This is a genomic window from Blautia segnis (assembly GCF_014287535.1).
Taxonomy (GTDB): Bacteria; Bacillota; Clostridia; order Lachnospirales; family Lachnospiraceae; genus Blautia_A; species Blautia_A acetigignens.
The window spans coordinates 112,446-124,805 of sequence record NZ_JACOOT010000038.1; the positions used below are offsets into that span (position 1 = coordinate 112,446).

At 41.2% G+C, this 12,360-nt stretch carries 10 protein-coding genes and 1 CRISPR repeat array; of the genes, 8 read left to right on the forward strand and 2 right to left on the reverse strand.

Features of this window, described 5'->3' with window-relative positions:
* Positions 1-3: 3 nt before the first annotated feature.
* Positions 4-309 (forward strand): CRISPR-associated endonuclease Cas2, encoded by a 306-nt coding sequence (gene cas2, locus H8S54_RS16360; protein WP_186901836.1) that lies wholly within the window; start codon positions 4-6, stop codon positions 307-309.
* A gap of 2 nt (positions 310-311) precedes the next feature.
* Positions 312-977 (forward strand): type II-A CRISPR-associated protein Csn2, encoded by a 666-nt coding sequence (gene csn2 / locus H8S54_RS16365; protein WP_207725629.1) that lies wholly within the window; start codon positions 312-314, stop codon positions 975-977.
* A gap of 55 nt (positions 978-1,032) precedes the next feature.
* Positions 1,033-1,795: direct repeats of the CRISPR family, unit length 36 nt; unit sequence GTTTGAGAATGATGTAAAAGTAGATGGTACTCAAAC.
* Between the two features lie 102 nt (positions 1,796-1,897).
* On the opposite strand, the gene H8S54_RS16370 is transcribed toward csn2, so the two are convergent.
* A complete protein-coding gene (locus H8S54_RS16370) occupies positions 1,898-2,737 on the reverse strand; it encodes an AraC family transcriptional regulator (RefSeq protein ID WP_186901838.1) in 840 nt (279 codons plus the stop codon).
* Between the two features lie 337 nt (positions 2,738-3,074).
* On the opposite strand from H8S54_RS16370, the gene H8S54_RS16375 reads away from it, so the two are divergent.
* Genes H8S54_RS16375 through H8S54_RS16390 form a run of 4 tightly spaced genes read left to right on the forward strand, consistent with a single transcriptional unit; the run spans position 3,075 to position 8,547 of the window.
* Entirely contained in the window at positions 3,075-5,243 is a 2,169-nt protein-coding gene (locus tag H8S54_RS16375) for an alpha-galactosidase (RefSeq protein WP_186901839.1), read from the forward strand.
* Positions 5,244-5,246: 3 nt separating this feature from the next.
* Positions 5,247-6,656: a hypothetical protein gene (locus tag H8S54_RS16380; protein ID WP_186901840.1), complete on the forward strand. Its 1,410-nt coding sequence runs from the start codon at positions 5,247-5,249 to the stop codon at positions 6,654-6,656.
* Positions 6,653-7,492 (forward strand): TrmH family RNA methyltransferase, encoded by an 840-nt coding sequence (locus H8S54_RS16385; protein WP_186901841.1) that lies wholly within the window; start codon positions 6,653-6,655, stop codon positions 7,490-7,492. Before H8S54_RS16380 ends, H8S54_RS16385 begins: the two co-directional genes overlap by 4 nt.
* Positions 7,493-7,521: 29 nt before the next feature.
* Positions 7,522-8,547 (forward strand): U32 family peptidase, encoded by a 1,026-nt coding sequence (locus H8S54_RS16390; RefSeq protein WP_186901842.1) that lies wholly within the window; start codon positions 7,522-7,524, stop codon positions 8,545-8,547.
* A 49-nt stretch (positions 8,548-8,596) separates the two neighbouring features.
* Here the strand turns inward: H8S54_RS16390 and H8S54_RS16395 are convergent, their stop codons facing one another.
* Positions 8,597-10,387, reverse strand: coding sequence for a flavin reductase (locus tag H8S54_RS16395; RefSeq protein ID WP_173768283.1), 1,791 nt, complete (start codon positions 10,385-10,387; stop codon positions 8,597-8,599).
* Between the two features lie 162 nt (positions 10,388-10,549).
* Here H8S54_RS16395 and H8S54_RS16400 point away from each other — a divergent pair, with 162 nt between their 5' ends.
* Together H8S54_RS16400 and H8S54_RS16405 are read left to right on the forward strand one after the other, a co-directional pair.
* A complete protein-coding gene (locus tag H8S54_RS16400; RefSeq protein WP_186901843.1) occupies positions 10,550-11,185 on the forward strand; it encodes a Crp/Fnr family transcriptional regulator in 636 nt (211 codons plus the stop codon).
* A gap of 180 nt (positions 11,186-11,365) precedes the next feature.
* Entirely contained in the window at positions 11,366-12,256 is an 891-nt protein-coding gene (locus H8S54_RS16405; protein WP_117852827.1) for a ribokinase, read from the forward strand.
* The last annotated feature ends 104 nt before the right edge of the window (positions 12,257-12,360 follow it).

Below are 12,360 nucleotides of genomic sequence, written 5' to 3' on the forward strand. Positions count from 1 at the left end.
TTTATGAGAGTATTGGTATTTTTTGATCTGCCAGTTATCACAAGTGAAAATAGAAGGGCCTATTCTAAGTTTAGAAAGTTTTTGCTAAAAAATGGGTTTATGATGCTTCAGGAATCTGTTTACTGTAAGCTGGCTTTGAATGGAACAGCGGTAAATGCAATTGTGGATAATGTTCATAAGAATAAACCGGAAGAGGGACTGATTCAATTGCTTACGGTGACAGAAAAACAATATGCCAAAATGGATATTATAATCGGAGAAGTAAAAAGTGAAGTTTTGGATAGTGATGAAAGGCTGGTGGTTCTGTGAAAATGGTACATCCAGATTTGTCGGGTGAATTGCTGAAGGATAAAATTGTATTTACAGAGTGGATTATTGAATCACCTGAGTTGTTTGCTGGATATTTGCAGGAACTCTACGGGCAATGTGCAAGATGTGAGGGAAAGTTTGTTTTATCGCAAGGGATAAAAGAATTGGATATTTCTAAATATGTAGAAATAATCACGGATCCATTTGCTGTGGAGTTAAATGGGCGAAAAATTATTAATAAGCTGTATGCAGAACTAAATGAGTTGTCGAAGGATGAGATGATGTATACAAAGACATTGCAGTTAACCCAGCATATTCAGGAATATCTTCTGGACTTAGAAAGCAATACAAACCATATTTTGCAGTTTAATAATGAAATGGATGTGGCGGGGTTATTAAAAATAATGGATGTGAAAATCGAGGACTCTACAGAAAAATTCTTTGAACGATTAGTTTGTTATATAAAGAATGCAATCGAGGTATTGTCTGTAAAAGTGTTTGTTTTTATTAATCTTAGAAGTTTCCTGACGGATAATCAAATGCAGGAGCTGATTCAGGAAATCACATACCAGGAAGTCCATGCATTATTTATCGAAAACCAGGAAAGGACTTGCCTGAAAGGGGGGATTCGTTATATTATAGATAAAGACGGATGTGAAATTTATTAAAGTGTTTGAGTACCATGCTTTATGCAGATGATGGCATTTCATTTTTGAATTTGAGGTTTGAGAATGATGTAAAAGTAGATGGTACTCAAACAAGTCATCGACCGAGGCGATGGACGTTATCGTTTGAGAATGATGTAAAAGTAGATGGTACTCAAACAAATACAGGAGGTTGTGTTATAATAATCCGTTTGAGAATGATGTAAAAGTAGATGGTACTCAAACCATGTATGCCGGAGATTCTGGCATTTCAACCGTTTGAGAATGATGTAAAAGTAGATGGTACTCAAACCAGTCGGATTAGTAAAGGAAAATACTACAATGTTTGAGAATGATGTAAAAGTAGATGGTACTCAAACCATGGAATTTGCACCAACAGCATATATTTTGTTTGAGAATGATGTAAAAGTAGATGGTACTCAAACCATCCTTGTGCTTTAAAGTAGTTCCATATGTTTGAGAATGATGTAAAAGTAGATGGTACTCAAACAGCTTATCTGAGAAAAGTAATTAACGATATGTTTGAGAATGATGTAAAAGTAGATGGTACTCAAACCGTGGCGTTAACGCCCCTTTGTTGTAGTCCGTTTGAGAATGATGTAAAAGTAGATGGTACTCAAACTCTTGAACGTCTTAAATCGGCCTTGTAATGGTTTGAGAATGATGTAAAAGTAGATGGTACTCAAACTGGGTTGAGGCTTGCTGTAAGGCTGAGGATAGTTTGAGAATGATGTAAAAGTAGATGGTACTCAAACATTGCTTCTGTAATACCCGTGGTAAGGATTGTTTGAGAATGATGTAAAAGTAGATAGCACGGAAACCAGACTTCAGACGGGGATTCTGACCCACGCGGTTTGAAAATGATGTAAAGTGGTATTAAACAAACCAACGGGTATCCCTGGAAACAGTGATACCCGCTATTTTCATTTATGCAAATTCCTCCACTCTCTGGGTGAAATCCCATACACATTTTTAAACGCCCGTGAAAAATGGAGAGGGTTTTCGTACCCTACTGCGCAGCCGATATCACCTACAGAGAGAGTCGTCAGCTTCAGAAGCTCAGCCGCTTTTGTCATGCGGTAGCTGATCAGAAACTCCTGTGGGGAGCGGCCGGTGCTGGTGCGGAAAATTCGCCCCAGATAACTTCTGTTAATACCGCACACAGCGGCAACATCTTCGATAGAAATATCATTCTGGAAGTTCTGTTCAATAAAATTAATCGCTTCTTTGATATAATAATCACTCATTTTGCTGTTGACAGCAGGCTTTGGTGCAGGAGCTGACTGCGCCAGTAAATCCAGAAAAAGATACAGATGTCCCATCAGATGAAACACAGACTGGTCTGAATGCTCAGAAATATACAAAAGCTCTTTGGCCATTTTTTCCCGCAGCTCGGCAGAACGGGTACGATAAACAGGAGAATCAGCAGAGAAGTCGCAGACATTCAGAATTTCCGTAGTCCGTAGTCCGTCAAATTCCACCCATACATATTCCCAGGGTACATTTACGTCTGCAATATACGTAGTAATTTGGCCGGGAAAAATCATGAAGCCCTGTCCACTGCGAATCTGGTAGCTGTGGTTTTCTCCCTTGGAATCAGCAGCCATCAGGGTTCCTGTTCCGGAAAGCACATAATGAAACAGATAATGATTCCGTGTCGCCGGACCAAATAAATGTCCGGGGGCACATTTTTCATGTCCGTATTGATAGAGACACAGATCAATGAAGTTCTCGCTTGGGAAAATGTGGAAGTTGTTGTTCATATGCTGAAAATCTCCTGTGGAAGTTCTGTGGTATCAATATTATACTACGTTTTTACTGTATTGTGGAAGAAAATCAACGGCAGTATGATACTTGGAGGAAAAAACAGTAGAATTGTACAGAACAGAAAATGCAGGGACAACGGATAGGTACAATATATGCCTTAATGTGATATTATATTTCATTATACAACAAAAATGCACTATAAAGCCATGAAACAGGAAAAAGATTGCTATTTAAGTGCTTATTTTGGTATGTTATACTAAACATGAATTGAAGTAAAAGCTGAATTGAAAAATTAGATTATAGAGTTTAAAAGAAAAAAGGAGGCTCCTACCCATGTCAATCACATTCAACGAATCAACCCGCATTTTCACCCTTAATACCGCTCATTCAACCTATCAGATGCAGGCAGATATCCATGATTACCTGCTTCATCTGTACTACGGCGCCAGAACAGCAGGAGAAATGGACTATCTCCTCAGCTATGCAGACCGTGGCTTTTCCGGAAATCCGCATTCAGCAGAAATGGACAGAACCTATTCTCTGGATGCGTTGCCACAGGAATATCCTTCTCTTGGAACCGGAGACTTCCGTAATTTTGCATTAAATATTGAAAATGCAGATGGCTCCCAGTGCTGCGATCCAGTTTATGTAAGTCATAAAATCACAAAAGGAAAATACAATTTATCCGGACTTCCGGCAGTACGTGCCAGGGAAAATGAAGCAGAAACATTGGAAATTCTGCTGGCAGATCCAAACACAAATATGGAAATTCATCTCCTTTACGGCGTACTGGAAAAAGAGGATATTATTACAAGAAGTGTGATCATTAAAAATGCAGGGGAAGCTTCTGTAACTATCAGAAAAGCCCAGTCTGCATGTCTGGATTTCCTTCATGGAGACTATGACCTGATTAAATTTTACGGAAGGCATGCTATGGAAAGAAATATGGAGAGAGTACCGGTTTCTCATGGAAGTATTCGCCTGGGAAGCCGCAGAGGAACCTCCAGCCATCAGTACAATCCAGGTGTGATTCTTGCGCAAAAAAATGCAAATGAGGATAGCGGAAGCTGTTATGGAATGCTGCTTGTGTATAGTGGAAATTTCCTTTGTGAGGCAGAAAAGGATCAGTATAATCAGACCAGACTTCAGATGGGCCTTACGGATGAACTGTTTGCATATCCTCTTGCACCAGGGGCTGAATTTACAGCACCAGAGGTTATTTTATCTTATTCAAACAAAGGATTTTCAAGACTTTCCCAGCAGTATCATCACTGCATTATGAATCATATCTGTCAGGGTAAATATGTTCATGAAAACCGTCCGATTCTGATCAATAGCTGGGAAGCTGCGTACTTTGACTTTACCGGAGATACCATTGTGGAGCTGGCAAAACAGGCAAAAGAGCTGGGGATTGACATGGTTGTTATGGACGACGGCTGGTTCGGAAAGCGAAATGATGACAACTCTTCTCTGGGTGACTGGTGTGTAAATGAGGGGAAATTAGGGGGAACTCTTTCCCAACTGATTGAACGTGTGAATGCAGAAGGAGTAAAATTCGGCATCTGGATTGAGCCGGAAATGGTAAACGAAGACAGCGAGCTTTATCGAAAACATCCTGATTGGGCGATTACCATTCCGGGACGAAATCCAATTCGTTCCAGAAATCAGCTGCTTCTTGATTTTTCAAGAAAAGAGGTTCGCAACCATATTTTTGAGCAGATTTGTGCAGTACTGGATCAGGGAAATATTGAGTATGTAAAATGGGATATGAACCGTAGTATGGCAGATGTATATGCTTCTAATGTAACCTATGATTATGTTGTTGGCGTATATGATTTTCTGGAAAAACTCACCTCAAAATATCCGAATATTTTGATTGAAGGCTGCAGCGGAGGCGGTGGAAGATTTGATGCCGGAATGCTGTATTATACTCCTCAGATCTGGTGCAGTGATAATACAGATGCCATTAATCGTACCAGAATTCAGTATGGAACCTCCTTCTTCTATCCGGTGGCAGCTATGGGATCTCATGTATCTGCAGTGCCAAATCATCAGACCGGAAGAGTGACAAGCCTTCATACAAGAGGCGTTGTGGCAATGTCAGGAACTTTTGGATATGAGCTGAATCCTGCACTTTTAAGCGTGGAAGAAAAAGCAGAAATCCGCATGCAGCTCGCAAAATATCGGGAACATCAGGAGCTGATCCGTGAGGGAAATTATTACCGCCTTTCTGATCCGTTTCAGGATGATTTTGCTGCATGGATGGTAGTGTCTGAAGATCAGAATCAGGCACTGGTAAGTGTAGTCAGATTGACTGCAGAAGCAAATCCGGTGGCAGCTTATGTAACTCTAAGAGGACTTGCTGAAGATGCTTTTTACCTGGAAAAAACAACGGGAAAGGTTTATGCCGGTGCAGCTCTTATGGAAGCAGGCATGCTTCTTCCTGCGCCAAAAGGAGAATATGAGGCATATCAGATTATGCTGCAAAGAGTGACAGAGTAACACATGGTATCTATGATTCCGTTCGGTCTTCTTGCCGGATTTGCAGGAGACCGGGAGATAAGGATTACAAAATTAGATGAAACCGGCTTTGGTTTTCGACTGTGCAAGGAAAACCAAATGATGGCTTCCGGGAATACAAAAGCCGGAAAAGACAAGACAAACACAGTTCCGCAGCAGCTGTTCAGGCTCTGCTTTTATGATCTGGAAAAAGGCGAATATAATGAAGTAAAGATTTCCTTCTATGACCTGAAAAAAGAGACTGATGAGCCATCTGAATTTTATGAAAAATTCTGGGTTTTCGTTGATCAGCCGGACTATAAGCAGGCTGTACAGAGCCTGCTAAGACAGTACAGCAGATATATTCACTTAAAGCTGGAAGAGGATGACAGTGGGCTGGCAAAAAATATGACTGGTTATCCGGGGGAACTGGATCAGGTAAAGTGTAAGAGTCTGGAAGCGCAGATGCAGATTTGGGATAAAGAGGTGCAGACTGTTGCATCAGAAGCAGATTCAGATGGAAAAGAAATTTGGGAGAAGCTGAATGCAGAGCTGGCATTAGAGCTGGATCATAAGGAAATGTATGTTGATTATCTGCAGCATTCTTTTGGAGATTTTCTTGAAAAATATGCTAAAAACAGTATTGGTGTTTGTAAGAAGCTTTTGCAGTCAGAACGAAAACCGGAACGCTTGTATATCGGAAATCAATTCTGTCACCTATTGTTTCCGGAACAGGATATGTTGTTTAAGCTGATGGAAAAGGCAGTAAAAGAACACCTGAAAATAACCCTTGTTTTTTCTTATGTACGGGAATATAAGCTGGATTTTATTTCTCGCTTACTGTGTGAAATTGATAAATGGTGCCGTCTGCATAACTGTCAGATTGAAGTAGTTGTAAATGACTGGGGAATGGCAGAAATCCTGAAAAATCAGACGGAAAATCTGCGTCCCTGCCTTGGCACATTGCTTAATAAACGAAAAAAGGATCCGCGCATTTCCTATAAAACAGGTGATCAAAAATTATTTAAAGAAAATAGCCTGAATGCACAATTTTATAGAAATTTTCTGCGAAATACCTACGGAATCTGCCGCTTTGAATGGGAAACCTGTGGTTATACACAGCTGCTTCCCATAGGGAAAAACAGTCTTCATATACCTTTTTATCAGACAAATACATCACAGTATTGTCCGCTATTTGCAGTTTGTGCAAATGGTGAAAGAGGTCGCCAGAAGTTAGCAAAAAATTGTCCGAAATACTGCAGGGAATATGTACTTTTGTATCCGGAGCATTTGCATATGATAGGAAGATACAATTCTTTATTTGGCATTGATATGGATGCTTTGAAGGATATAAAAGTTTTGGAGGCTTATATAAAAAACGGCGTGGACAGACTGGTAATAGGAGAGCAAAAATGACTAATTGGATTGAAATAAAAGACTTTAATACGCCGGAGCTTGGCTTATATGCCAGCCTGTCAGAGGTACAGCTGTTGAGATATTATGAACCAAAGCCGGGGCTTTTTATAGCGGAAAGTCCAAAGGTAATTCAGCGTGCAGTCAATGCAGGCTATGAGCCGATTTCCTTTCTTGTGGAGCATAAGGATCTGGAAGGAGCGGCGAAGGAAATTCTGGCGCAGTTTCCGGAAACCCCGGTTTATACAGCAGAGTATGATGTGCTGATAAAGCTTACAGGCTTTGCTCTGACAAGAGGAATGCTATGTGCCATGAAACGGCGTCAGCTTCCGTCTGTAGAGGAAATCTGTCAAAATGCCTGCAGAGTAGCAGTGTTGGAAAATGTGGTAAATCCAACAAATATAGGTGCGATTTTTCGTTCCGCTGCAGCTTTACATATGGATGCAGTATTGCTTACAGGAGGATGCTGCGACCCTCTTTATCGAAGAGCTGCCAGAGTGAGTATGGGAACTGTTTTTCAAATTCCGTGGACCTATTTTGACAAGAAGATTTCCTGGCCGGAGACTGGAATGGACAGCCTGAAAAAAATGGGATTTAAATCTGTGGCAATGGCACTTCGTGATGATTCTGTCAGTATTGATGATCCTGCTCTTTTGGCGGAAGAGAAGCTGGCGATTATTCTTGGAACAGAAGGAGATGGCCTGTCCGGTCAGACGATTGCAGACTGTGATTACACAGTGAAAATCCCTATGTCTCACGACGTGGATTCCCTGAATGTGGCCGCAGCCAGTGCGGTGGCATTTTGGGAGCTTGGAAAGAAAAACTTAAATCATATTTAATAAAAGCTATTTCATGAGGAATTTTAGATATGAAAATCGTAGCAGGATTAGGCTCGATCGATGAATATGAGCGCTTTGTAAAAGCAGGAGCAGATGAGTTTTTCTGTGGATATGTCCCCTATTCCTGGTCAAAAAAATATGGCACAGTACTGCCGTTAAATCGTCGTGAAGTGCTTTGCTATAATGTGCAGCTTGGAGCCTTTGAAGAACTCAGGATTCTTGCAGCTATGATAAAAAAATACGGAAAACCGGTTCATCTTACTTTTAATTCTCTGTACTATATTCCGGAACAGTACCCGGAAATTGCAGAAATCATTCGATGCTGTATGACAATTGGATTTCACAGCTATATTATTGCAGATCCGGCACTGATGGTGTACTTGCGGGAAAATAATGTGGACTGTGACTTGCATATCAGTGGAGAAACAGGAGAAATCAATAGGCGTATGGTGGATGCAGTGGCACAATTTCATCCCAAAAGACTGATATTTCACAGAAAAAATACCTTCGAGGATATGGAAAGTGTTATTAAAAGCTGTAAGAATAAACAGCAGAATCTGTTATCAAAGCAAATGTATGAGGCGGGAAAAGAAGCAGAAATCTGTGAGTTTGAGGCATTTGTTTTGAATGAATTGTGTCAGTTTACAGGTGCATTTTGTAATTCCCTGCACTGTGATGAAATGGGATATCTTTGCCGGGTGCCATATGTTCCGGGAAAGAAAAAAGCAGGAAAAACAGAAGTGGCTTTAGAAGTGTTAACAGATGAAATAGAAGAGGATATTTTGGATGTGCCGGATTATATTTGCGGCGAAACCGGATGCGGATTATGTGCGCTTTATCAGCTTCAAAGGGCTGGAATCACACACTTGAAGCTGGTAGGAAGAGGAAATTACGTGAATTATATGGAGAATGATATCCGTAATTTAAAGCAGGCGTTAGAGCTCCTGGATTGTGCGAAAAATGAAGCTGATTTTATAAATAAAATGAAAGCCAAACTGTTTGAGAAAGGCTGCAGCGGCAATTGTTATTATGAAACTTATGGTATGAAAAAATAGTATTTACGAAAAAGGTCCCGGCAGACGCCGGAACCTTTTTCGATTTATTTTATGCAATTGGTTCGAAATCAGCAGCTCCATGCTTACACAGCGGGCAGATATAATCCTCCGGAAGCTCATCTCCCTCATAAATATATCCGCAAACCTTGCACACAAATCCCTTTTTGCCTTCGGTCTGTGGCTTTGGTTTCACATACTTCTGATAATAGGTGTAGGTCATAGTGTCCTGATCGCTCATAACGCGGGCCTCTGTAACGCTGCAAATGAACATTCCGTGAGTTCCCAGATCTACATACTGCTCTACCTTCAGAGACATAAAAGCGTTAATATATTTATCCAGGAAAACCAGTCCGTTATCGGAACGGCGAACTGTCTGACCGGCAAATTTATCTACGCTTCGACCGGTCTGGAAACCAAACTGCTGGAAAACAGAGAATGGTGCTTCTACAGAAAGGCAGTTTACATTCAGCACACCTGTCTGTTTGATCACATGATGTGAATAGTTTGCCTTGTTAATGTTTACGGCTACGCGATTCGGTGTATCGGTAAGCTGGGTTACAGTATTTACGATCAGCCCGTTGTCTTTTTTGCCGTCATTGGAGGTAACCACATAAAGACCGTATCCGATTCGGAAAAGGGCAGTCATATCATTCTTGTTTGCAAGCTCGTCACTCTTTGCAATGTATTCCTTACAAAGCTCGTCGGTCATAGCTTCCAGCTGCTCTTTGTTTTCCTGATTTACAGCAGACAGAATCTTTACAGTGGTGTCCAGCCAGTTGATTTTTTTGCATGGGGAAAGCATTTCTTTCATAACCTTTGCTGCAAGAGGTGCCCAGGAGCCGTTTTCAATAATGCCTACAGTGCGGTTCTGGAAATTGTGCTCCACCAGGCGTGTGATATAGTCGTGCATAAACGGATAAATGCTGGCATTGTATGTGGTAGTTGCAAGAACCAGCTTGCTGTAACGGAAGGCATCGGACAAAGCCAGAGACATATCATCTCTTGCAAGATCATAAACAACTACTTTTGGACACCCTTTGCTGCGAAGCTTATCAGCCAGCAATTCTACTGCTTTCTTTGTATGGCCGTAAACAGAAGTATAGGCAATTACAATTCCTTCTGTTTCCGGAGTATAGGAGGACCAGGTATCATACAGCCCAATGTAATGGCCAAGATTTTCCTTAAGAACAGGTCCGTGAAGCGGGCAAATGATCTGAATGTCAAGCCCGGCAGCCACCTTCAGCAGATTCTGTACCTGCGGTCCGTATTTTCCAACGATTCCGATAAAATATCTGCGAGCTTCGTCATCCCAATCTTCTTCTACATCAAGAGCACCGAATTTTCCAAATCCGTCTGCAGAGAAAAGAACCTTGTCTGTGCTGTCATAGGTTACCATAACTTCTGGCCAGTGCACCATTGGGGCAAAAACAAAGGTCAGGTTGTGCTTTCCAAGGCTGAGAGTACCGCCATTTTTTACTTCAAGCTTCTGACCCTCCAGGTCGAGGTCAAAGAAGTTGCGGATCATATTGAAGGTTTTTGCATTGGCAACAACAGTTGTGTCTGGGTAAACCTTAAGAAAATTTGCCACATTGGCTGCGTGATCCGGTTCCATGTGCTGTACGATCAGGTAATCCGGTTTGCGTCCGTTAAGAGCCTGATCCAGATTATCCAGCCATTCGTGTGTGAAATTAGCATCTACTGTATCCATAACTGCAATTTTCTCATCAAGGATTACATAAGAATTGTAAGCCATGCCGTTTGGCACTTTGTACTGTCCTTCAAAAAGGTCTATCTGATGATCGTTTACGCCTACATATTTAATGGTATCTGTGATTTTCATACGCTTTATCTCCTTTTTATAACCGGAAGTTGTTAGCTTTTTAACTTGATTGTATTATATCCATATTTCATGAAAAAATCTGTTGCAAATACAACAAAAAGGAGTATTCTGATAAAAAAGAGTAAAAGCTGTTTGGAATATAAAATATGAAGGAGAAGAAAGATGAATGCAGTTACACTTTTTTCCTATATAACGCAGGAAGAACAGGAAAGAATGAAGGTGTGCTTTGGTATGCGAGAGGCTTGTTATGAGAATAACGAAACGATCATGGAGTATGCCCATTCCATGAAAAAAATCGGTTTGCTTCTGGAGGGACAGGCAGTGCTTTATTGCTGCGATGAAGAGGGAAATCAGTACATGATGGACAATCTGGAAACGGACAGTGTTTTTGGGGAGCCGTTTTTGCTTCCAGAAGAATCTCAGCATTATTATGTCTGCGCAAGAGGAAAGACCAGGGTACTGTTTATTGATTATGAGCATGTGATCAAACGCTGCGAAAATGCCTGCAGGTTTCACAGCCAGCTGGTAAGTAATTTGCTTCAGATGATTGCAGCGCGCGCCAGCCAACAGGCGAGCAGGATTTATGTGCTTTCCAGAAACAGTACCAGGAAAAAAATCATGGCATATCTGAATTCCGTAGCCGGGGAAAACAGAGGGGAAAGCTTTATCCTTCCCATGTCTTACACAACTTTGGCTGAATACTTAAGTGTAGACCGCAGCGCCATGATGCGGGAACTGAAAAATCTGGCGGAGGAAGGAATCATTGAGCGCGAGGGAAAGAAGTTAAGGATTCTTTAAGGGTGGTATTCTGGCATCAGATTATAGATATTTGACTGTATTGAGTGAAAATTTGGTTGACGCAGGTGGATTTGTGCAACATAATATAGACAGAAAAGATTGCAGAGGCAGTGTAACTGCGCAGCAATCTGCAATACGGAACTGCTGCAAAGAGACAACGAATGAACGGAGGTTTTTTTCATGAAGGTATTAAATTATGGCTCATTAAATGTGGATTACGTCTATTCAGTAGATCACATTATTGTTGGCGGGGAAACACAGCACTCTTCTAAACTGGAGGTGTTTAGCGGAGGAAAAGGCCTGAATCAATCTATTGCATTGGCGAAGGCTGGTGTACCGGTATACCATGCCGGTATTGTGGGAACGGACGGAGACATTCTTCTGGATGCATGTAAGGAAGCCGGAGTAAACACCAAATATATCCGCAGACTTCCTGTAAAAGGCGGACATACCATGATCCAGGTGGATAAGAATGCTCAGAACTGCATTATTCTCTATGGCGGAACCAATCAGATGCAGACGAAGGAATTTGTGGATGAGGTCCTGGCTGATTTTGGTGAAGGTGACTACCTGATTTTGCAGAATGAGATCAATATGCTGGATTACATCATTGACCAGGCATACGAGAAAAAGATGAAAATAGTTATGAATCCGTCACCATTTGATGAAAAATTAAATTCCTGTGATCTGGGAAAGGTTTACCTGTTCCTGCTTAATGAGATTGAGGGTGAGCAGATTACCGGGTACAAGGATAAAGACAGAATTCTGGATGCAATGGCAGAGAAGTTCCCGGATGCATGTTTTGTTCTCACTTTGGGAAGCGATGGTGCTATTTACTATGATGGAAAAGAAAAAGTGTTTCAGGATATTTTTAAGGTAAAAGCAGTGGATACTACGGCGGCCGGAGATACCTTTACCGGATATTTTATTGCAGCGACTATTGAAGGAAGAAGCATTCAGGAGGCGCTTAGAATGGCTGCTAAGGCTTCTTCTATTGCAGTTTCAAGACCTGGTGCAACTCCGTCTATTCCGGAAGCGGAGGAAGTGAAAAAAGAATTGGAAATACTTTAAAAATCACAAGAATAGAAAATAAAATTTGACTGAGCATATGGATAGAAAAAAACGGGGCAGATGAAATCTGCCCCTTAAATTTTATATAAACATTTATATAAATA